Annotated in this window: 9 protein-coding genes, 1 pseudogene and 1 CRISPR repeat array; of the genes and pseudogenes, 9 read left to right on the top strand and 1 reads right to left on the bottom strand. The window is 67.8% G+C overall.

The window, feature by feature from the left end; genetic code table 11:
* The 7 genes and pseudogenes from casA to cas2e form a co-directional block, all read left to right on the top strand.
* A partial coding sequence (gene casA / locus ON37_RS22925) for a type I-E CRISPR-associated protein Cse1/CasA (protein ID WP_157171554.1) occupies positions 1-1,600 on the top strand: 1,600 nt, incomplete at its 5' end.
* Positions 1,597-2,274, top strand: coding sequence for a type I-E CRISPR-associated protein Cse2/CasB (gene casB, locus ON37_RS22920; RefSeq protein ID WP_083893219.1), 678 nt, complete (start codon positions 1,597-1,599; stop codon positions 2,272-2,274). The genes casA and casB, both read left to right, overlap by 4 nt.
* Positions 2,271-3,413 carry a type I-E CRISPR-associated protein Cas7/Cse4/CasC gene (gene cas7e, locus ON37_RS22915; protein WP_040722176.1) on the top strand — a complete coding sequence of 381 codons (1,143 nt, stop codon included), beginning with the start codon at positions 2,271-2,273 and terminating at the stop codon, positions 3,411-3,413. The genes casB and cas7e overlap by 4 nt, the downstream gene beginning before the upstream one ends.
* Entirely contained in the window at positions 3,410-4,120 is a 711-nt protein-coding gene (gene cas5e, locus ON37_RS22910; RefSeq protein WP_040722175.1) for a type I-E CRISPR-associated protein Cas5/CasD, read from the top strand. The genes cas7e and cas5e overlap by 4 nt, the downstream gene beginning before the upstream one ends.
* Positions 4,117-4,833, top strand: a complete 717-nt coding sequence (gene cas6e / locus ON37_RS22905) for a type I-E CRISPR-associated protein Cas6/Cse3/CasE (protein WP_245553381.1) — start codon at positions 4,117-4,119, stop codon at positions 4,831-4,833. Before cas5e ends, cas6e begins: the two co-directional genes overlap by 4 nt.
* Positions 4,830-5,555: pseudogene (gene cas1e / locus ON37_RS31955) on the top strand (type I-E CRISPR-associated endonuclease Cas1e); the annotation flags it as partial. The gene cas6e and the pseudogene cas1e, both read left to right, overlap by 4 nt.
* A gap of 217 nt (positions 5,556-5,772) precedes the next feature.
* Positions 5,773-6,144 carry a type I-E CRISPR-associated endoribonuclease Cas2e gene (gene cas2e / locus ON37_RS31950; RefSeq protein WP_083893218.1) on the top strand — a complete coding sequence of 124 codons (372 nt, stop codon included), beginning with the start codon at positions 5,773-5,775 and terminating at the stop codon, positions 6,142-6,144.
* 40 nt (positions 6,145-6,184) lie between these two features.
* Positions 6,185-6,878: a CRISPR direct-repeat array (repeat unit 23 nt; unit sequence GTGCTCCCCGCGCACGCGGGGAT).
* A gap of 205 nt (positions 6,879-7,083) precedes the next feature.
* Here cas2e and ON37_RS22900 read toward each other — a convergent pair.
* The gene (locus ON37_RS22900; protein WP_040722171.1) at positions 7,084-7,308 is read right to left on the bottom strand and encodes a hypothetical protein; all 225 of its coding nucleotides are present in this window, start codon (positions 7,306-7,308) and stop codon (positions 7,084-7,086) included.
* A gap of 1,180 nt (positions 7,309-8,488) precedes the next feature.
* On the opposite strand from ON37_RS22900, the gene ON37_RS22890 reads away from it, so the two are divergent.
* Positions 8,489-22,141 carry a non-ribosomal peptide synthetase gene (locus ON37_RS22890; RefSeq protein WP_083893217.1) on the top strand — a complete coding sequence of 4,551 codons (13,653 nt, stop codon included), beginning with the start codon at positions 8,489-8,491 and terminating at the stop codon, positions 22,139-22,141.
* Positions 22,138-23,127: a daunorubicin resistance protein DrrA family ABC transporter ATP-binding protein gene (locus ON37_RS22885; protein WP_040722167.1), complete on the top strand. Its 990-nt coding sequence runs from the start codon at positions 22,138-22,140 to the stop codon at positions 23,125-23,127. Before ON37_RS22890 ends, ON37_RS22885 begins: the two co-directional genes overlap by 4 nt.
* The last annotated feature ends 68 nt before the right edge of the window (positions 23,128-23,195 follow it).

Raw genomic sequence — 23,195 nt, 5'->3', positions numbered from 1 at the left:
AGGTGGTCGGCCCTGCGAATTATCACTGCGCGATGTCTTCGCTCGGGCCCATGAGCTGGGGAGCCTGGCCGGGGAAATTCCGACGCAATCGTTCGCCGTGCTGCGTCTTCTGCTTGCAGTATTACTGCGGACTTGCGACGACCGTTCTCGACCGGCCGCCGAGGCGTGGGGAGCGCTGTGGCGTCCGGGGGGCGAGGCGAAAAAGCTACCAGTCGAGCAAATAGACGGGTATTTGGTTCGCTATCGGCATCGCTTTTCGCTGCTGGATACGGTTGAGCCGTTCATGCAGGTAGCCGGCCTGCGGGCGGAAAATGAAACGGTCAGCGGACTGGACAGGATTATCGCGGACGTTCCGAATGGAGAGAAATACTTCACCACGCGAGCCGGATCCTCGATTGCCCGGATGAGTTTCGCCGAAGCTGCGCGATGGCTCGTGCACACCCATGCGTTCGATTCGTCGGGCATCAAGACCGGCGCGGCCGACGATCCGCGGGTCAAAAAGGGCAAGGGTTACCCGATCGGTGTTGCGTGGGCAGGGTGTCTCGGCGGAGTTGTCGTCGAGGGCGCCACCTTGGCGGAGACCTTGCTACTCAACCTCGTTCTGCATGACGGCAACGGCGAGCGTTGGGATCTCGATGACCGGCCGGTCTGGGAACGAGACCGCGACAGCGGTCGGGCAAGGCTTCATTCGGTGCCGGCCGGGCCTGCGGATCTGTTCACTTGGCAGAGTCGCCGAATCCGGCTTGTCCACGACGGCCATCACGTAACAGGCGTCCTGTTGTGCAATGGCGACGCGCTCGAGCCTTTCAACCGACAACGGATAGAGCCCATGACGGCGTGGCGGTTCAGCAGTGTGCAGTCGAAGAAGGCCGGCCAGCCCCGCCACTACCCAGTACAGCACGATCCGGACCGGACGCTGTGGCGCGGGTTGACAGCGATGCTCGGCGAACTGGGCAGCCGCGGCTCTCAGCAGGGGCGACCGTTCGCGCCGGGCGTGATGGAATGGGTTCGCTACCTGATCGATGAGGAGGAGTTGGACTCGGCATATCCACTGCGACTACGCGCCATCGGAATGCACTACATAAACAATCAGTCGGTCGTCGGCGACATCGTTGATGACGCCCTGGGATTCCGCGCCGCCCTGCTGACTACCGATCCAGCGCTCCGGGTGTGCGCACTGCGAGCTGTGGAAATCGCCGACAACGCCGTCGGTGCGCTCGACAACCTCGCCGGCACTCTCGCCCGCGTCGGTGGGGGTGATCCAACCGGTGCCCGTCACCGCGCCCGTGAGCAAGGCTTTATCGCCTTGGATTCGCCGTATCGCCAGTGGCTTTCGAAACTCTCTTCATCTGACGACGTACCCGTGTACGAGACCGAGTGGCAGATCACCGTGCGTGAGGTCATCGAGTCAGCGGCCTCACAGATCGTGGCTGCGGCAGGACCGAAGGCGTGGATCGGCCGCCTCATCGATGGCAGACATGTCGATGCCGGATTGGCCGAAATCTGGTTCCACCACCGAATCCGCAAGATCCTGCCTGCCCTATTCCCTCGCCTGTCCGAGGAGCACGCAAAGCAGAACAAGGACACTGCAGCAGCATGACCACTACTTCGAATACTCGGCGTGACAGCAGTTTTGCTGCACGGGATCGCGAATTGGAATCGTTCGTAGGTCGACAGGTCAGCCGTCGCCAACGCGAAGGACTGGCCGATAACCCCGCCGCTGTCTCAGCCCTCGCGCGCCTGCGCCGCGGGCTCGGGGCGCCGCTCGGCTGTGATCCCGCGCTGTGGGCCTTGGTGATGACAGGCTTGCCGGAACTCTTGGCAGATCCCAGCTTGTACTCGGTGGCCGAGCGGGATGGCATCGCCACACCTTGGGAGCAGGCAGCCTACGACGCCGTCACGCTGCACGCATGGCATCAGCAATCGCGCAAAGAACCCATGCACGTCCAGGGATGTACGTTCGGTGCCGCAGTGTGGACGCTGGGGCGGCGGTCGGATGCAGAGGAAGCCGTGCGTCGGCGGTTCCACGCGGTCGGCAGCGCGCGTGAACGGCGCACTCGCATGGTGTATTTGCGCGCTTTGATCACCCAGTTACGTGACTATCGCATTCCCATCGACTACGGCCGGCTCGCGCGTGACCTACGCCGCCTCCAGCAACCCGATCTCGCACCGCGGATACGTCTGCAATGGAGCCGCGACTACCACCGGCCCAGTGCCGCCGCCGACGAGAGCGACGACAACCTCGTTAACCAGACCTCAGGAGACAACCAATGACCCGAATGTTCGTCGATGTGCACATCCTGCAGACCGTGCCGCCGAGCAACATCAACCGCGACGACACGGGAAGCCCGAAAACTGCTGTATACGGCGGAGTGCCACGAGCACGCGTCTCGAGTCAGGCATGGAAACGCGCTGCCCGCCTGATGTTTCGTCGTGACCTCGATCCAGGTTCTCTCGGTGTGCGCACCAAGCGCGTAGTCGAACTGGTATCGGAGGCCATCATTGCTCTCGATGAGACTCTCACCGATTGCGATGACCTGGCCATCAGCGTCCTCAAAGCAGCGGGGATAAAAGAACTCGAGAAGCCGACCCGCAAAACGAAAACAGACAAAGCTTCCACCGAGGGCGACGAACGTGCGCAGTCCAAGTACTTGGTCTTCCTCAGCGCCACCCAAATCCAACGACTCGCCCAACTCGCGGTCGACTCGGCCCGCGGCGGAAAGGCCGTCGACAAGGCTGAGGCCCGCGCCGCAGCGCAGACCGGCAACAGTGTCGACGTGGCATTGTTCGGTCGCATGATCGCCGACGCCGCTGACCTGAATGTCGATGCCGCCGCGCAAGTTGCTCACGCGATCAGTGTTCACGCCGTGGACACCGAATTCGATTACTACACTGCGGTCGACGATCTGTCCCCTGATGACAACCGTGGTGCCGGAATGATCGGCACTGTCGAATTCAACTCGTCCACGCTGTACCGGTACGCTACGGTCGACGTCGCACACCTGCGTAGGAATCTCGGCGACGACGCCGCCACCGTTCGTGCGGTCGAAGTCTTTCTGAACGCCATCGTCACGAGCATGCCCACTGGCAAGCAGAATACGTTCGCCAACAGGACCCTGCCCGATGCCGTGGTGATCAGCCTGCGAACCGATCAGCCGGTCAACCTGGTCACGGCCTTCGAGGAACCAGTCAACGCAGCAGGCGCCGCCCGTGCCGTCGCAGCGGCTAAGGCCCTCGTCGCCCGCCAGCGCTCGATTGAAGAGGCATTCGGTGATGGAACGACCGAGAACTTCGTTGTCGCCGCGGGCGAGGGCATCGAGGAGCTTGCGGCGCTGGCTCCTCCGGCCTCTTTCGCATCTGTCCTCGCGAGCATAAGTGCGCGAGTCGAAGCGGCCCTCGGGTCCCGATCATGAGCGTGCTGGTTCTTCGGCTGGCTGCCCCGTTGCAATCCTGGGGAGTCGCCAGCCGGTTCGCACGACGCGAAACACAGCAGTACCCATCGAAGAGCGGAATCCTAGGCCTGATCAGCGCTGCGCGTGGTCACCGGCGCATCGACCCCATCGAGGACGAACTCACCGGCTTGGCGTTCGGCACACGCATCGACCAGCAGGGAAGTCTCGTCCGCGATTTTCAAGTCGCAGTCAGCCTCGACGGACGCAACCAGTATCCGCTGTCGCAGCGCTACTACATCGCCGACGCGGTATTCACCGCCTATATCCAGGGTGATCGAAACCTGCTCGACGGAATCCGGGAGGCCTTGCGCCGCCCTTCATTTCCGCTGTATCTGGGCCGCCGATCGTGCCCGGTGACCGAACCGCTTGTCCTCGGCGATATTCGAGAGATGACACTGATTCAGGCGCTACAAGAGGTCCCCTGGGAAGCGAGCGAGCGGTACCGTCGCCGACAGCCGACAACGGTACACCTGCCGATATATCGCGATCGGTTGCCCGGGGATCCTGTGGATCCGATGGATGACCGTGTTCGGGATGTCCCGATCAGCTTTGATCCGGAACGACGTGAATACGGTTGGCGTGCGGTCGTGGCCGACCATGTCCGCGTCGGCAATCCCGCATCGCGAGTTCAGGGCCACGATCCGATGAGTGTGTTCGGAGGCGCATGATGTATCTGTCGCGGATACCGCTCAACCCCGCACGGCGTGATACAGCCAAGCTCATTACCTCGCCACATGCCACACACGGTGCGGTCATGAAGTCCTTTCCACCGGAAGCGCTCGAACAGCACACCGGCGACGGGCGCGTGCTGTGGCGAATGGATCGAGTCGGGCACGCGATTCATCTGTATGTCGTCAGCCCGATCGAACCTGACTTCACCCACGTCGTCGAGCAAGCCGGATGGCCGACCACAACAGCGTGGGTAACACGCAAGTACGGTGAGCTTCTCGACATCTTGCAGCCAGGTCAGTCCTGGCATTTCCGGCTGACCGCCAACCCCGTACGTGGCGTTCCGAAACCGTTCCCCACCAGCACAGCCGCCCAGGGCGCGACTGTGGGCAAAGGTCGCGGAGCTCCCAGAGGCCTCAATTCCGCTCAACAACTGGACTGGTTCCATCGTCAAGCATCCCGCTATGGATTCATCACCTGCGAATGCGGGCCCAACGACGACCGCCAGCCCGACGTCGCCATCGTCGACCGTCACACCGCACGCTTTCGACGCGGCAACGGCACCGCGAACAACGTCACACTGTCGATGGCCACATTCGAAGGCACACTGATCGTGACCGATGCCACGCTTCTCAAATCCGCACTGATCAATGGCATCGGTCGCGGAAAGGGTTACGGCTGTGGACTGCTGACCCTTGCCGCAGTCGGATGAATGACCTTCCAGGGGTACGGCCCCCACGCATTAGTGAACTCGTACGCGCACAGGACCGGCTGTCGTTCATCTACCTCGAACGCGCCACCGTGCACCGCGATGCAAATGCAATTACCGCAACCGACGAACGTGGCGTCGTCCACATCCCTGCCGCGACACTGGGTGCGCTGCTGCTGGGGCCAGGCACCCGAGTAACACATCAGGCAATGATGCTGTTGGCCGAAAGTGGCTCAACTGCGGTATGGGTAGGAGAGCGCGGTGTCCGGTACTACGCACACGGACGGTCTCTCGCCCGTACCTCGCGCCTACTTGAAGCACAAGCAGCAGCCGTGTCGAATCAAACGGCCCGGCTCGCTGTTGCCCGGGCAATGTATGCGATGCGGTTCCCGGGCGAGGACGTCAGCGCCCTGTCCATGCAGCAATTGCGTGGACGCGAGGGAGCACGTGTTCGTCGGCTCTACCGCGAACACGCCGAACGCACGGGAATCGACTGGAAGAGAAGGAGTTTCGACCCAAACGACTACACCGCCAGTGACGCTGTCAACCAAGCGCTTTCGGCCGCAACCACCTGCCTGTACGGCATTGTCCACGCCGTCGTGGTAGCCCTGGGATGCTCGCCGGGCCTGGGATTCGTCCACACCGGCCACGAGAGATCGTTCGTCTTCGACATCGCCGACCTCTATAAAGCCGAATTTGCCATACCCGTGGCATTCGACGTAGTCGCGGAAGCGACAGATGACATCCCCAGCGTCACCCGTCGCTCCGTTCGAGACACTGTCTACGCGGGAAATTGCTCGAACGATGCTGCAGAGATATCCATGCGCTGTTGCTTCCCGACAATCCCGAGGCCGGCGACGAGTGGGACACCGACATCGTCGAATTGTGGGACCGCAAAGGTAATGTCGCTGCCGGTATCTCGTACGACGACGAGGAAGTTCCGTGGTAGTCCTCGTCCTCAGTGCCTGCCCGGCAGGCCTGCGTGGTCACCTCACCAGATGGTTGCTCGAGATCAGTCCCGGTGTATTCGTTGGAATCCTCACTACCCGCGTCCGCGACCTGGCCTGGCAACGTGTCGTCGAACTGTCGAAAGACGGGCGCGCCATCATGATCTACTCCACCCGCTCGGAACAAAGACTGGCGTTCAAGGTGCACCGCCACGAGTGGGAACCCGTAGAAACCGACGGTGTCCACCTCATCCGCCGACCGCACCCAGGAAACCAGAAGACCGTGGGCCCTCGAGCGGGTTGGAGCAAGGCCAGCCGATACAGGAAGGCTGGCCGCAACCGACAGACCCGACGGGAAACTGAATGAAAAACCGCCAGGTTCAATGCAAACCTGCATGTCAACAAGTGTGCTCCCCGCGCACGCGGGGATGAGCCGAACCCGGTTGCGCGGTACGGGCCGCCATCGAGAGTGCTCCCCGCGCACGCGGGGATGAGCCCCCAGCCGACGAGTCCGGCTGGTTCGTCCACATGTGCTCCCCGCGCACGCGGGGATGAGCCCGCCTTGTTGTACGGATTCGACCCAGACAGCACGTGCTCCCCGCGCACGCGGGGATGAGCCCCGCGTCCGCAAACTGAACAACCCTGAGCGCCTGTGCTCCCCGCGCACGCGGGGATTAGCCCCGGCCGGACCCGGGTGAGAGCTTGCGGCTGGCGTGCTCCCCGCGCACGCGGGGATGAGCCCGTCCAGCACAACATGTTCCCGGATCCGGCGTTGTGCTCCCCGCGCACGCGGGGATGAGCCCTCGCCGGAACCGATCGGGCATCGTCCGTCACCGTGCTCCCCGCGCACGCGGGGATTAGCCCCTGCTGGCCCGCACCTACGGGAGACCGCAGATGTGCTCCCCGCGCACGCGGGGATGGGCCCTTCCCGGACACGATCATCCGGACCAGGGTCAGTTGCTCCCCGCGCATGCGGGGATGAGCCCTGCTGCTGTGCAGCGCTCACGCGCTGGCGTGGTGCTCCCCGCGTATGCGGGGGTGATCCCGAGCTGGTTGGTGCCGGCGGGGGCGGCCGCATGCGCTCCCCACGTCCGCGGGGATGATCCCTCCTTTTCGCCCGTGTTCATGCGGGATGTGATACTCACCCACACTCCGCGTTACGAACGTCGCTACCCGCCACAACCAGAACTCGGGGCCGTCGGTTTCGGCGGATGCGGTGGCGTCCAGGGCGGTTTGCTGCAGGGCGGGCCAGCTTTGGATTCCGTGTTCGCGGTTGGCCCGCTGTGTCTCCTCAGCGGTGGATTGTTCAGGTGTGAGATCGGCGCGGCGTGAGTTCAGCCTCGAGCTCGGTGAGTTCGTCTTCCAGCCAGGCGGTATCCGTCGAGTCTCCTGCGTTGGTGATGCTGGGTGCGGGGCCGTAGATGGTGGAGTGGTCGTCGGCGAGGTGAATGCGGAGTTCGAGGGTGCTGATCGCTTGGACGAGTTCGGTATGGGTGAGCCATGTGAGGCGGATCGGGCGGATCGAACCCACTGTCGCCGTTGGGATGCTGCGGTGAATGGCCTTCGCCCACTGGGTTTTCGGCTGTCATCAGTGCGTCCGCGAAGGTTTCGATGGTGGCACGGGCGGCTGGGTTTCGCGTGTGGCGCCAGTCTTTCCGTAGCGGGACAGTGCCGCGCCGGACAGTTGCTGGGTGGTGATGAATGTGCATCGGGCGGCGATGTGATCGGCGGGGGTGTGGTCGGGGATGCCGGGTTGGTTGTCGCCGCGGCAGCTGCTGCAGAGTCCGTCGTCGCAGTGCAAGTGTCGGTGTCGGGGCGGGCACGCTCGAGCCCACGGGCCAGGCACGGGAGTTTGTGGTGGTCGGGCACGGCCTGCCGGTCATTGTCGACGTCGTGGTCGGTGCCGGGGAGGAAGGTGGTGCTGTCCGCGTGCTCCGATGTCCTGCGGCCCGTTCGGTGTCGGGTGGTGCCGGCGCCTTCGGGACGGGTGGGTGGGGGTCGGGGCGAGCTGGGTGCCGACGTGCGGGTCCACATATTCGCGGTGATCGCATGCTGCATCTCGCCGGTCGCGGTTGGGCCGCGGGTCGAGTGGTTGATGGAGGTGGTGGTCGACTGCCGTTGGTTCGGTGGACCGCGTATTTCGCGCCCGCAGTGCAGTCGCGTGAAGCTCCCGCTGGGTGGCCGAATCACGCCCGTGACCGCGATGGTGCCTCGGCCGGAATGTGTGTTGTGTATTCTTGCTGCGGCCGTTGCCCTGGTCGCGGCTATTCGGCGGCGAACGGCGCATTCGATGCGTCGCGGCGATGAGGACGTCACCGGCGACCCGGTATTCGCCTGACGGCTGGTACAGCTCTCCCGGACAATCGAAAATCGCGGGCTCCCGCGGATCGACGTCTGCTGAAATCTGTCGGTCCCGAGCCGCCCATGCGCATTCGCCGATCGGTTGCGGAACCGGTTGCCGTGCACTGCGGGTCCGGCCGTTCTCGGCGGACTTCCCCCGCTCCGACCCGCAGTTTGCGGTGAATTAGCTGTCTGAATGCATTCCGTGCCGACGGTGTTCGAGGCCAAACATCACGACATCGTTACCAGTCCGGCTGCATGGGTGCTCCGAATCATAGGGCGTGGATCACGTCCTACCCGCTGGCGCGCGCTTTTCCGCCGCGGGACGGGGACCGGGGAGTTGCGTCAACAGCGGCAGAACGGAGTGATTGATGAGTTCATTGGCCACCGATCGCGTCGACCAATGTGCTTCCGGCGAATTTTCAGCACAGCCCTTCGCTCTGTCACCGGCGCAAACCGCCCTCTGGTACGCGCAGCGAATCCGGCCCGATGTTCCGTTGACCATCGCGCAGTACGTCGAGATCCACGGCGATCTGGATGTCGGGCGGTTGCTGTATTCGATCGAACGCTTCGGTGCCGAATCGCAGGTGGGCCAGGTGCGCGTCGTCGAGATCGACGGCGTGCCGCATCAGGTGGTCGACGGCGCGCATCGGCCGGGCTGGGCCCGGATCGATCTGCGGCAGGAGCCGGACCCGCACGCGGCCGCGCTGCGGTGGATGAACGAGCACGCCAGCAGCCCGATCGATATCGAGAACGATCCGCTCACCATCAACGTCGTGCTGCGCACCGGCGACCACGACTACATCTGGTACTCGCGCGGACACCACATCGTCATCGACGGGTACGGCGCGATGAACGCCCTCACCCGCACCGCCGAGATCTACACCGCGCTCGAGAACCACACCGAACCCCCGGTCTCGCGCGCGACGCCGCTGGCCGAGATCTACGCCGGTGAATCGCAGTACCGCGAGTCCAGCCGCTACCGGGCCGACCGGGAGTACTGGCGCGAGCAACTCGAAGGGGTCGGCGCCCCGCTGACGCTGTCGTCGAGCGGGATCGCCGCCTCGGTACCCGACCCGGGCCGGCGGATCGCGGCCGCGGTGCTCGATCCGGAGACCGAGGCCCAACTGTCCACGGCCGCAACCGCATTCGATTCCCAGAACTCGGCTCTGGTGGTGGCCGCACTGGCCGGCTACGTGCGGGCGGCCACCGGCAACTCCGATGTGGTGCTGAGCCTGCCCATGTCCGCGCGGACCACGGTGGCGCTACGCCGGTCGGCGGGGGTGGTGTCGAATGTGGTGCCGATCCGGGTGCGCTTCGGCGCCGACACCACGGTCGCCGACGTGATCAAGGCCACCGAACTCCAGATCACGGGCGCGCTGCGGCATCAGCGCTACCGCCACGACGACATCAGACGCGACTGCGGCTACTCGCGCGACGCCCGTGGCTTCTTCGGGCCCATGGTCAACCTCATGCTGTTCCACAGCGAGCTGAATTTCGGCAGTCTGGTCGGATCGCTGAACGTGCTGTCCACCGGACCGGTGGAGGACCTGTCGATCAACCTCTACAACGGCGCCGGCGGGCGGATCCACGTCGACTTCGAGGCCAATCCGCAGCTGTACGGCAGCGCCGAGCTGGCCCGCCATCATCAGCGGTTCCTCGACTATCTGACCCGCTTCCTGACCGCTGATCCGGCGGACCGGATCGCCGATGTCCCGGTGATCACCGCCGCCGAACGCGAGCAGGTCCTGCGGCACTGGAACGCCACCGAGGCGCCGACCCGGCCGGGTACTCTCGCCGATCTGTTCGACGCCCAGGCCCGGGCCACGCCGGACGCCGTCGCCGTCGAATTCGACGATGCCACACTGACTTACGAACAGCTGCGGGCCCGTGCCGATCGGCTCGCCCGGATACTGATCGAGCGCGGAGCGGGTCCGGACACCGTCGTGGGTCTGGCCATGCGCCGCAGCCTCGAACTCGTCGTGGGCATGTACGCGATCGTGCGCGCGGGCGCGGTCTATCTGCCGATCGACCCGGATCACCCGGCCGAACGCACCGGCCACATCCTCGAGCAGGCGGCGCCGCTGTGTGTGCTGACCACGACCCGCGACGAGGTGACGCTGCCGGCGGATCTCGCCGTGATCGATGTCCGGGCACTCGAGGCGGTCGCACCGGACGGTGCTGTCGAACCCGTGACCGATGCCGATCGCCGTGCCCCGCTGCGCGGCGATCACCTCGCCTACGTGATCTTCACCTCCGGTTCCACCGGTAAGCCCAAGGGTGTGGGCGTCTCCCATGCCGCGATCGTGAACCGGCTGGCCTGGATGCAGGCTCGCTATCGGCTCGACGACACAGATGCCGTCCTGCAGAAGACGCCGGCCACCTTCGACGTCTCGGTCTGGGAATTCTTCTGGCCGTTGCAGGTCGGTGCCCGCCTGGTGATCGCCGCTCCGGACGGTCACCGGGACCCGGCGTATCTGGCCCGCGTCATCGCCGAAAAGCACGTCACCACAGCGCATTTCGTTCCGTCGATGCTGTCGGTGTTCGTGACCGACACCGACGTGCGCGGCTGCGGTGGCCTGCGGCGGGTGTTCTGCAGTGGTGAGGCGCTGCCGGCGGCGACGGTGCGCGACTTCCACGCCGTCGTACCGGGGGCCCGGCGCATCGGTGCGACGGCGTCGGCGGGTGGGCCACAGCTGCACAATCTGTACGGCCCGACCGAGGCGGCGGTCGACGTCACCGCCTGGGCCTGCGACCCGGAGAACGAGATCGTTCCGATCGGTGCGCCGATCTGGAACACCCAGGTCTACGTCCTCGACGAGATGCTGCGGCCGGTGCCGCCGGGCGTGATCGGCGAACTCTATCTGGCGGGCGTGCAGCTGGCGCGGGGATATCTCGGCCGTCCGGGCCTGACCGCCGATCGCTTCGTCGCGAACCCGTTCACCCCGGGCACGCGGATGTACCGTACCGGCGATCTGGTCCGGTGGCGGGTGGACCCGATCACGGGCGCCGACTCGGCCGAGCAGCCGTCCGCTGTCCTGGAGTACTTGGGGCGCAGTGACTTTCAGGTCAAGATTCGCGGGCAGCGGATCGAGCTCGGCGAGGTCGAGGCGGCGCTGCTCGACGACGAACGGATCAGCCGCGCGGTGTGCATCGCACACGGCGGTCCCGCCGGTGACGAACTGGTGGCGTATGTGGTGGCAGCACCCGGACACACCGTCGACAGCGCCGCGCTGATCGGGGACCTGCGCGGCGTTCTGCCGAGCTATATGGTGCCGGCTGTCGTGGTCGTGCTGGACGAACTGCCGTTGAGCCCGAACGGCAAGATCGATCGCAAGGCGCTGCCCGCGCCCGAGGCGCCCGTGCGCCGCGGTGACGGCGAGATCGTCGCGCCGCGCACGGCGACCGAACGGCATCTGGCGGCCATCGTCACCGAGGTGCTCGGGTGTGAGACGCTCGGCGTGGACGACAGCTTCTTCGATCTGGGCGGCAACTCGCTGTCGGCCGCCAGGGCGGTGGCCCGGATCAACGCCGCGTTCGGGGCCGGGCTGACCATCCGGGATCTGTTCGAATCGCCGACCGTCGCGGCGCTGGCCGGACGGATCGGCACCGGGGGCGACGACCAGGCGTCGCCGAAACTGGTCGCCGGCCCACGGCCACAACGGATTCCGCTGTCCCTGGCCCAGCAGCGGCTGTGGATCCTGAATCGGTTCGCCGAACACGCGGGCGCCTACAACATGCCGCTGGCGGTCGAGCTGACCGGCCCGCTCGAGGTCGGTGTGCTGCGCGCGGCCCTGCTCGATGTCCTGGAGCGGCACGAGAGCCTGCGCACCACCTTCCCGGATTCGCCGACCGGCCCGGTGCAGGTGATCCATCCGGCCGACGAGATTCCGCTGTCGTTGGATCCCATCGACGCTTCGGGCGCGGATGTGCTGGCCCTAGCGACCGAGTACGCCGGCTACGGTTTCGACCTGCGCAGCCAAGCGCCGATCCGGGTGGCGCTGTACGCCACCGGCCCCGACCGTCACGTTTTCCTGGTGGTACTGCACCACATCTGTGGTGACGGCTGGTCGGTGGCACCGCTGGCCCGGGATCTGATGAGTGCCGTGGCCGCGCGGACCGCGGGTGACGCGCCGCAGTGGACGCCGCTGCCGGTGCAATACGCCGATTTCGCGTTGTGGCAGCGTGAACTGCTCGGCGACGAAACCGACCCCACCAGCGCGCTGGCCCGCCAGCTGGCCTACTGGCGGACCGCGCTGGCCGATCTGCCCGATCAGCTCGACCTGCCGTTGGACCGGCCCCGGCCGCGGGAACGCGACACCACCGGCGGCCGTGTCGAATTCACGATTCCGGCCGAGACCCGGCGCGCGGTCGCCGCGCTGGCGGCCGAACGCGGCGTGAGCACGTTCATGATCCTGCACGCCGCGCTCGCGAGCCTGCTCGCGCGGCTGTGCAACACCAGCGATATCGCCATCGGCACGCCCATCGCCGGGCGATCCGATCCGGCGCTCGACGATCTGGTCGGCATGTTCGTCAACACCCTGGTGCTGCGGACCGAGGTCGACCCGGCCGGCGGATTCGACCGCATGCTCGACCGGGTCCGGGAAACCGATCTGGACGCCTTCGCCAATTCGGATGTGCCGTTCGAGCGGCTCGTCGAGGTGGTCAATCCCTCCCGCGACGCCGGCCGGCATCCGCTGTTCCAGGTGATGCTGTCCTACGAGAATTCCCCGGAACTGCGGGTGGAGCTGCCCGGACTGAGCGCGCGGGTGCTGCCGATGGATGTCGGGGTCGCGAAGTTCGATCTGCAACTGATCGTCCACGACTCCGACACCGACACCGAGGACGGTCCGTTGACCGCCGAATTCGGTTACGCCGCCGACGTTTTCGATCGGGGCACGGTGCAGCGCATGGCCGGGCGTTTCGTTCGGCTGCTGGATGCGGCCGTTGCCGCGCCGGCGACCCCGGTGGGCGATCTGCCGATCCTCGACGCGCGCGAAATCGGGAACCTGGTGCCGATCACCGGTGCGCCCGGCGTGCCACCGGTCAGTCTCGCCCGGCTGCTCAGTGAGACCGCCGAACGGGTACCGGATGCGGTGGCGGTCCGGTATCAGGGCCGCGACACCACCTACCGGCAACTCGACGAGGCGTCGAACCGGCTGGCCCGCGTGCTGATCGAACACGGCGCCGGACCGGAGGTGGTGGTGGCGATCGCGCTGCCGCGCGGCCTGGCCTCGATCACCGCCATCTGGGCGGTCGCGAAATCCGGGGCGGCCTACGTCCCGATCGACCCCGACTATCCCGCCGAACGCATCGCCCACATGCTCGACGATTCGGGCGCGATGCTCGGCCTCACCGACGCCCGCAGTCGCGCCGCGATGCCGGACCGGCCGATGCGGCGCGGGCGGCACCGCAAACAGGGCGCCGATTGGCTGCTGATGGGTTCCGAGGCGCTCGCCGACGCCCTCGCCCGAGTATCGCCGGCGCCGGTCACCGATACCGACCGGCATCTGCCGCTGCGGATCTCGCATCCGGCCTATCTCATCTACACCTCCGGATCGACCGGCAAACCGAAGGCGGTCGTGGTCACCCACGGCGGGATCGCGTCGCTGGCCCACGAGCAGATGCAGCGGTTCCGGGTGTCCGATGCGGCGCGAACGCTGCACTTCTCCTCGCCCTCGTTCGACGCCTCGGTGCTCGAACTGCTGCTCGGCTTCGCCGCGGGCGCGACGATCGTGGTGGCCCCGCCGGGGCTTTTCGGCGGCGCCGAACTGGCTCGGTTACTGCGCACCGAGGGGATCACCCACGCATTCGTCACACCGGCCGCGCTGGCGACCGTCACCCCGGAGGGGCTGAACGAACTGGAGGCCGTCATCGTCGGTGGCGACGCCTGCCCGGAGGATCTGGTCCGCACCTGGACCGCGGGCGGTCGGCGCATGCACAACATGTACGGCCCGTCCGAGGCCACGGTCGCCGCCACCGTCACCGATCCCATGGTGGCGGGCGCACCGGTGCCGATCGGCAGGCCCGTCCGCGGGATGCGGCTGTTCATCCTGGATTCCCGGCTGCATCCGGTTCCGCCCGGCGTGGCCGGCGAGTTGTACCTGTCCGGCCCGGGGCTGGCCCGGGGCTACCTCGGCCGTCACGGCCTCACCGCGGCCCGGTTCCCGGCCAATCCGCACGGCCGGCGCGGCGAACGCATGTACCGCACCGGCGATCTGGTGATGACCGACGCCTCCGGCGTGCTGCGGTTCCTCGGGCGCGCCGACGATCAGGTGAAGATCCGCGGATTCCGGATCGAACTGCGCGAAATCGACCACGTGCTGCGCGAACACCCGGGTGTGCGATTCGCGATGACCGTGGTGCACACCGGAGAGCACGGTGCCGCGCGACTGGCCTCGTATCTGGCTGCCGACACCGAACTCGACCCCGCCGATGTGCTCGAGACCGCGCGCCGCCGGCTGCCGGCGTATATGGTTCCGGCCGCGATCACGATCCTGGACCGGGTGCCGGTGACCCCTGCCGGCAAGGTCGACCGCAAGGCCCTGCCCGCGCCGGTCTTCACCACCGGCGGCCCCACGCGCGCGCCGGAATCCGGTCTGGAACAGCGGGTCGCGGAGGTGTTCGCCGCGGTGCTGGGTCATGCCGTGCGGGGCGCCGAGGACAGTTTCTTCGACGCCGGCGGTAATTCGCTGCTGGCCACCCGCCTCACCGCCGCGCTGCATGCCGAATTCGGGGTGGAACTGCCGGTCCGTGCGATCTTCGAAACTCCCACGGTCGCCGGTGTGGCCGCCCACCTCGCGCACGCGCCCCGCACCCGGCGGGCGCCGCTGGCGAGGTATTCGCCGCGACCCGGCCGGGTCCCGCTGTCGCTGCCGCAGCAGCGGATGTGGTTCCTCAATCGCTATGCGCCCGAATCCAGCGCGTACAACATCGCGTTCGCGTTGCGCATCGAGGGCGAGCCGAATGTGCCGGCCCTGCGCGCGGCGCTCACCGACCTGGTCGAGCGGCACGAGGTGCTGCGCACGATCTTCCCGGAGGACCAGGCCGGTCCGTACCAGCTGGTGCTGGATGCGCACCGGTGCCTGCCGGTGCTGGAACCCGTGGTGACCGACGAACGCGGCGCCCGGCTCGCGCTGCGGACGCTGGCGCAGCGCGGGTTCGACCTCACCCATGAGATTCCGTTGCGAATGGTGTTGCTGCGCACCGGAGCTCGCAGCTATCGGCTCGGGATCGTGGTGCATCACATCGCGGCCGACGGCTGGTCGCTGGGCCCGCTGACGAACGATCTGATGGTTGCCTACACCGCGCGCCGCGAGGGGGTCGCCCCGGCGTGGACACCGCTGCCGGTGCAGTACGCGGATTTCAGCCTGTGGCAGCGCGATTGCCTCGGCGACGAATCCGATCCCGCCAGCGCCGCGGCACTTCAGCTGCGGTTCTGGCGCGAGACCCTGGCGGGTCTGCCCGAAGAACTGCCGCTGCCCTACGACCGGCCGCGCCCGGCGGACCCGACCAACCGGGCCGGAACCGTCCGCATCGAGGTTCCCCAGCAGCTGCGCGAGCGCCTCGACGAGTTGGCGCGCACGCAGAATGCGAGCCCGTTCATGGTGCTGCGGTCCGCGCTGGCGGTGATGCTGCGCATCATCACCGGGGGACGTGACATCGTCATCGGCACCCCGATCGCCGGCCGCTCCGACACCCGGCTCGACGATCTGGTCGGCATGTTCGTCAACACCTTGATGCTGCGCTCCGACGTCGATCTCGACCAGAGTTTCGCCGAGCAGTTGCGGGCCGACCGCGACGGTGAACTGTCGGCCATGTCGCATGCGGAACTGCCCTTCGAACGGATCGTCGAGGAACTCGGCCGCGGGCCGGGCGGGCTGCGGCCGTTGCTGCAGGTCGCGCTCACCGTGCAGGACACCACCCCGCCGGCGCTGGAACTTCCGGGGCTGCGGCTGCAGGCGGAGGAACTCGACATCGCGGTCGCGAAGTTCGATCTGGAACTGCGCGTACCCGCCGATGCCCGGGTTTTCGAACTCGTCTACGCCGCAGAGCTTTTCGACGAGGACACGGTGCGAACCCTGGCCGAGCGGCTGCTGATGGTGTTGGCGACGGTGAGCGAGGATCCGCGAATTCCGGTGCGCGACATCGACGCTCGCACCGCATTCGAGCGGGCGCAGTTCACGCCCGGCCGCGGTCCGGCCGCCACCCCGCAGTGCAGTCTGGCCAACTACTTCACCGCGACCGCCCACCTGCATCCGCACCGCCCCGCGATCCGCAGCGGCGAAACCGAATTGACCTACGCCGAACTCGACCGCTACTCCAACCGGATCGCGCGCGCACTCATCGCCCGCGGCGTCGGCAGTGGCGACCGGGTCGCCCTGGGATTGACCCGATCGGTGGAATCGGTGGCCGCCGCCCTCGCGGTCGCCAAGTCGGGCGCCGCCTTCGTGCCGGTCGATCCGAACTATCCGGCCGACCGGATCCGGCACATGCTCACCGATTCCGGGTGCGCCCTCGGGCTCACCGTCACCGCCCAGGTGGGCCGGCTGCGGCAGGCCGCCACCGGCGGGAACGGGTCGGACCGTGGCGCGAGCACCCGGTGGCTGCTGCTCGACGACGAGGCGTTTCGCGCCGAACTGACGGCCCAGGACGAGCGCACCATCACCGATGCCGAACGCGTGCGCACGGTGTGGACCTCCGATCTGGCGTACCTGATCTACACCTCCGGCTCGACCGGTAAGCCCAAGGGCGTCGCCGTCACTCACGCCGGTCTGTCGAATTTCGCCGACGAGATCCGCGATCGGATGCGGGTGGATCGCGAATCACGCACCCTGCATTTCGCCAGCCCGAGTTTCGATGCGGCGGTGCTGGATCTGCTGCTCGCGATCGGCGCGGGCGCGACCATGGTGGTGTGCCCGCCCGACATCTACGGCGGCGACGAATTGGCGGCCCTGCTCGAGCGGGAACGCATCAGCCACACCTTCATGACGCCGGCCGCCCTGGCGACCATCGATCATCGGCGCTGGCCGCTGCCACACCTGCGTTCGATCATGGTCGGCGGCGAGGCGCTCGGCGCCGATCTGGTGGAGCGGTGGGCACCGGGACGGGCGATGTTCAACGGATACGGCCCGACCGAGACCACGATCGTCGTGTCGATCGCCGGCCCGCTCGCGGTCGGTGCGCCGGTGACCATCGGCTCGCTGGTCCGTGGAGCGCGCGCCCTGGTCCTCGACGAACGGCTGCGGCCGGTGCCGGTCGGCGTCCCGGGCGAGCTGTACCTGGGTGGCCAGTCCGTCGCACGCGGGTACTTCGACCGGTTCGGGTTGACCGCCTCCCGTTTCGTCGCCGACCCGTACGGGCCGCCCGGTTCGCGGATGTATCGCACCGGTGACGTGGTGCGCTGGCGGGCCGACGGCGAGATCGTCTACCTCGGCCGCAGCGACCATCAGGTCAAGGTGCGCGGATTCCGGATCGAACTCGGTGAGATCACCGAGGTGCTGGCCGCGCATCCCGCGCTTCGCTTCGCGCACACCGAGGTTCGCGAGATCGCGGGTACCGCCCGGATCGTGTCCTATGTGCAAGCAGCCGAAGCCGGTGCGGTCGTCGACCTCGACGCCCTGCGCGGACATGTGGCGGCACATCTGCCCGCGCACATGGTGCCGAGCAGCATCACCGTGCTCGACCGGATCCCGCTGACCCCGGTCGGCAAACTCGATCGCGACGCGCTGCCCGAACCGCAGCCGCCGACCACCGCGGCGCGGGAACCGGAAACCGACAGCGAACGCCTGGTCGCGCGGGTGATGGCGGAACTGGTCGGCGCCGAATCGGTCGGCGCGGACGACAACTTCTTCGAAATCGGCGGAAACTCGCTGCTGGCAACGCAATTGGTTGCCCGGCTGAGCGCCGCCACCGGGGTCCGGGTCGCGGTCCGTTCGGTCTTCGGCGCCCCCACGGTCGCCGAACTGGCGGCCCTGCTGGACGGCGGTGACCACAGCGGCGAGCACCCCGCGCTGGTGCGGCGCGAACGGCCCCGCCGGGTGCCGCTGTCGGCAGCGCAACGCCGGCTGTGGTTCCTCGAGCGGTTCAACGCCTCGGCCGGCGCACAGGTAGCGGGCGTGTACAACGTGCCGGTGGCCCTGCGGATGCGTGGCGCACTGGATGTGACGGCCCTGCGCTCGGCACTGCACGCGGTGCAGCGGCGCCACGAAACGCTGCGGACGGTGTTCCCGGAAGTAGACGGCGAACCGTACCAGAGGGTGCTGGACGCCGGTGAGGCCGCGGTGGAGTTGCCGGTGCGGGAGGTGGCCGACCACGAGATCGACGCCGCCGTCCGGGAATTCGCGACCCCCGGCTTCGATCTCGCGACCACCGCGCCACTGCGCGGGCAACTGCTGCGGATCGGGGCCGAGGACCATGTGCTGGTGCTGGTCGTCCATCACATCGCGATGGACGGCTGGTCCCTCGAGCCGCTGGCCGCCGATATCGCGGACGCCTACCGCTCCTATGCCGCGGGGTCGGCGCCGGACTGGACGGAACTGCCCGTCCAGTACGCCGATTACACCCTGTGGCTGCAGGAGACGCTCGGCTCGGAGGACGATCCGGAATCGCCGATCAGCCGTCAGCTCGACTACTGGCGCGGTGCGCTCGACGGTATTCCGGAGCTGCTGGGCCTGCCGACCGACCGGCCGCGCCCGCCGCTGCCGAGTTATCGCGGCGGCACGGTCGAATGTGTGCTCGACGCGGCCGTTCACCGCGATCTGCAGACCGTCGCGGCCCGGCACGGCGTCACCATGTTCATGGTGCTGCACGCCGCGCTGGCCACCCTGCTGCACCGGATCAGCGGCGAATCCGACATCACCGTCGGCACCCCGATCGCCGGCCGGGGCGACCAGGCCCTCGATGCCATGGTCGGCATGTTCGTCGGCACCCTGGTACTGCGGACCCCGGTGACGGGCGGACGGTCGTTCGCCGAGCTGTTGAACGCGGTGCGCGACACCGACCTCGAGGCCTTCGCCCACGCCGATGTGCCGTTCGAGCGGCTCGTCGAGGTGCTCAATCCGGCACGCTCGCAATCGCACCACCCGATGTTCCAGGTCATGCTCTCGGTGCGGAACGAACCCGTGCGGACTGTGGAGCTGCCGGGCCTGCGCATCGACGCCCGCGACGCCGATCCCGGCATCGCCAAATTCGATCTGCAGTTCACGCTCACCGAATCCTGGACCGCGCGGCGCGAGCCGGCGGGCATCACGGTCTCGGTGAACTACGCCCGCGACCTGTTCGACGAGGACACCGCCGCACACCTCGGTTCCCGCTTCGCGCGGCTGCTGCGGGCGGCGGCCTCGGATCCGGACCGGCCGGTGGGCGATCTGGAACTGCTCGACCCGATCGAATGGACGAGCCTGGCGCCGGTGCGCGGGGCGAACGCGGATCGGCCCCGGACGCTACCGGAGGTTTTCGCCGCGGCCGTGGCCGTCGATCCGAGCGCGGTGGCGCTGCGCAGCGCGGGCACCGAGATCACCTACGAATCTCTCGACCGCTGGACGAACCGCTTGGCCAGGGTGCTGATCTCCCTCGGTGTCGGCCCGGAAACCCTGGTGGCACTGGGCATTCCGCGTTCGGTGGAATCGGTCGCCGCCACCCTGGCGGTGGCCAAGACCGGGGCGGCGTTCGTGCCGGTCGACCCGAACTATCCGGCACACCGCATCGCCCACATGCTCACCGATTCCGGTGCCGCCCTGGGCATTACGCTGGCCGCCCATCGTGACCGGATGCCCGGTGACGTCGAGTGGTCGCTTCTGGATGCGCCGCTGATGCGGGAGCGGGTGCTGAGCACCTCCGATGCGCCGATCACGGCCGCCGAGCGACCGGGCCGGTTGCGGATCGAGAACCCGGCCTACGTGATCTACACGTCGGGATCCACCGGCACACCCAAGGGGGTGGTGGTCACCCACGGCGGGCTGTCCAATTTCGCCGCCGAAACCGCCGAGCGTTTCGCGGTCGGGCCCCACAGCCGGGTCCTGCACTTCGCCACGCCGAGTTTCGACGCGGCGATGCTTGATCTGCTGCTGGCCCTGGGTGGCGCGGCGACGCTCGTCATCACCCCGCCCGGGGTGTACGGCGGCGCCGATCTGGCTCGGGTGCTGACCGAGGAACGCATCACGCACGCGTTCATCACCACCTCCGCGCTCGGCACGGTCGACCCGACGGGTATCGACACCTTCCAGCACGTGCTGGTCGGCGGTGAGGCCCTGCCGCCGGAACTGGTGGCACGCTGGGCGCCCGGCCGCCATCTGCACAACGTGTACGGCCCGACCGAGACCACCATCGTCACGGTCATCTCGGAACCGACCGCGCCCGGTGCGCCCATCACCATCGGCGGACCGATCCGTGGCGTCTGCGCCGTGGTGCTGGACCCGCGGCTGCATCCGACGCCGGCCGGGGTCGTGGGCGAGCTGTACCTGTCCGGTCCGGCGCTGGCGCGTGGCTATCACGAACGGCCGGGGTTGAGCTCTCAGCGGTTCGTCGCCAATCCCTTCGGCAAACCGGGGGAGCGGATGTACCGCACCGGCGACCTGGTGCGATGGGTGCATCGGGACGGCCGGCCGGAGCTCGAGTACGTGGGCCGGACCGACCATCAGGTGAAGATCCGCGGCTTCCGCATCGAACTCGGCGAGATCGACGCCGCCCTGCATCGGCATCCGGACGTCGAATTCGCCACCACGATCGGCCACCGCACCGCCGCGGGCGCCACCGCACTCGTGTCGTATGTCAAGCCGCGCACGGGTACCGGCCCGACCCCGGGGCAACTGCGTGATCACGTGGCGGCGCTGGTGCCGAGTTACATGGTGCCGCAATCGATCATGCTGCTCGATCGGGTGCCGCTGAGCCCGGTCGGCAAGTTGGATCGAAAAGCGTTGCCGGAACCGGTCTTCGGCGCCGAGCGCGGCTACCGCGCACCGTCGGGTCCGGTCGAGACGGCCATCTGCGCCGCCTTCGCGGATGTGCTCGGGGCGGAACGGGTCGGCGCCGACGACGGATTCTTCGATCTGGGCGGCAATTCGCTGCTGGCGACCAAGGTGGTCGCCCAGTTGCGCGCCGCCGGGATCGAGATGCCGGTGCAGCTGATGTTCGGCGAATCCACCCCGGCCGGGATCGCGCGCCGGCTCGAGGCCTCCGGTGAGGACGCGCTCGCGGTGGCCATGCAGCCGCTGCTGCCGATCCGCGCGGCGGGCGATTCCGGAGTGCCGCCGCTGTTCTGCGTCCATCCGGCGATCGGGTTGTCCTGGTGCTATGCCGGACTGCTGGCACATCTGCCCGGCGACCGTCCGGTCTACGGCCTGCAGGCCCCGCACATCACCGGTGGCGAGAGCCACGATTCGATCCGGGCGGCCGCGCAGGACTACGTGGCCCATATCCGGTCGGTGCAGCCGGAGGGGCCCTACCATCTGCTGGGCTGGTCGCTGGGTGGTCTGATCGCCCACGAGATCGCGGTCCAGCTGCAGGAGGCCGGGCAGCAGGTGGCATTGCTGGCGATGATGGACAGCTATCGGCTCGGCGACCGCTGGCTCGATCAGGCGATGCCCGATGTGGCGGATATCCTCGGCGAATTCGGCAGCGATGTGCTCGGCGGGGAACACGGCGTGGACCGGGAACTGACCCTGAGCGAGGCGGCCGAGTTGCTGCGCAACCGGCCCGGACCGTTCGCGGCGCTGACCATGGATCACCTGGAGCGTCTCTACACCGGCTACGCCGCCGGCACGGTGCAGGCCAACAGCTTCCGGCCCCGGGTCTTCGACGGTGACCTGCTGTTCTTCACCGCCGCCGACGACGAGGTCAACCTCGCCGATCCGGCTCGCCGCGCCCAGGCCTGGCAACCGTATGTGACGGGCGCGATCGACGATCGTGCCCTGCGCTGCCGGCACTCCGGCATGACGACACCGGAAGCGCTGGCCGTCATCGGGCCGGTGCTGCGGGAATACCTCGAGGCCGCGCACGGCCGCGACACGAAGGAGTCACTGTGAGTCTGGCAGTGGAAATCGGAGGTCTGGTCAAGACCTACGGCCGGGTCCGCGTCCTCGACGGCATCGATCTGGAGATCCCGTCCGGCACGGTCATGGGGCTGCTCGGTCCCAACGGTGCCGGCAAGACCACCACGGTGCGGATCGTCACCACCTTGCTGAAACCGACCGCCGGCACGGTCCGGGTCGCGGGGGTGGACGTGGTCCACCATCCGGCGCGGGTGCGCACCCGGATCGGGCTGTCGGGACAGTACGCCGCGGTGGACGAGAACCTGTCCGGGTTCGAGAACCTGCGCATGGTCGCCCGGCTGTACGGAATGGACCACAAGAAATCCGCCGAGCGCGCGACCGAGCTGCTCTCGGCGCTGGGCCTCGAGCATGCGGCGGGCCGGCGGGCGGGCACCTATTCCGGTGGTATGGCGCGGCGCCTGGATCTCGCCGGGGCGCTGGTGGCCCGGCCGACGGTGGTGGTGCTGGACGAGCCCACCACCGGACTCGATCCACGCGGCCGGTTGGACATGTGGAAGGTCATCGGCGATCTGGTCGACGACGGCACGACGGTCCTGCTCACCACGCAGTATCTGGAGGAGGCCGACCAACTGGCCGACCGGATCACGGTCATCGACAAGGGCCGGGTGATCGCCCGCGGATCGACCGACGAACTGAAGACCTCGATCGGTGGTGATCGGCTCACCGTCACCCTCGCCGAGGGTCAGGATCCGGGCCCGGCGAAATCGGTGCTGAGCGAGGTCGGCCTCGGCGAGCCGATCCACGAACCCGGCGCCGACCACGTGTCGATCGTTGTCGGCGACGGCACCCGCACCATGGTCGAGGCGTTGCGCCGCCTGGACGACGCGGGGGTGTGCGTGGTGGACGCGGTGGTCACCCGGCCCAGCCTCGACGATGTGTTCCTGTCGCTGACCGGTACCCCCGCGGCGCCGGTCGAGGAGTCCGAAACCGAAGACGTAGCAGAGGAGATCATGTCGTGAGTACCGCGGAAGTGGCGGTCGCCGAACAGGATTCGGCGGCCGAGGCCGCCGAGCAGGCCGACGCGGCC

The organism is Nocardia veterana NBRC 100344 (assembly GCF_000308855.1).
In the GTDB taxonomy this organism is placed as follows: domain Bacteria; phylum Actinomycetota; class Actinomycetes; order Mycobacteriales; family Mycobacteriaceae; genus Nocardia; species Nocardia veterana.
Note: the sequence above shows the minus strand (reverse complement) of the source record. Positions and strands in the feature narration are given on the sequence as shown.

Coding starts and splice junctions, on each gene's coding strand:
- casB (WP_083893219.1), top strand. CDS start 1,597: ATGACCACTACTTCGAATACTCGGCGTGACAGCAGTTTTGCTGCACGG.
- cas7e (WP_040722176.1), top strand. CDS start 2,271: ATGACCCGAATGTTCGTCGATGTGCACATCCTGCAGACCGTGCCGCCG.
- cas5e (WP_040722175.1), top strand. CDS start 3,410: ATGAGCGTGCTGGTTCTTCGGCTGGCTGCCCCGTTGCAATCCTGGGGA.
- cas6e (WP_245553381.1), top strand. CDS start 4,117: ATGATGTATCTGTCGCGGATACCGCTCAACCCCGCACGGCGTGATACA.
- ON37_RS22890 (WP_083893217.1), top strand. CDS start 8,489: ATGAGTTCATTGGCCACCGATCGCGTCGACCAATGTGCTTCCGGCGAA.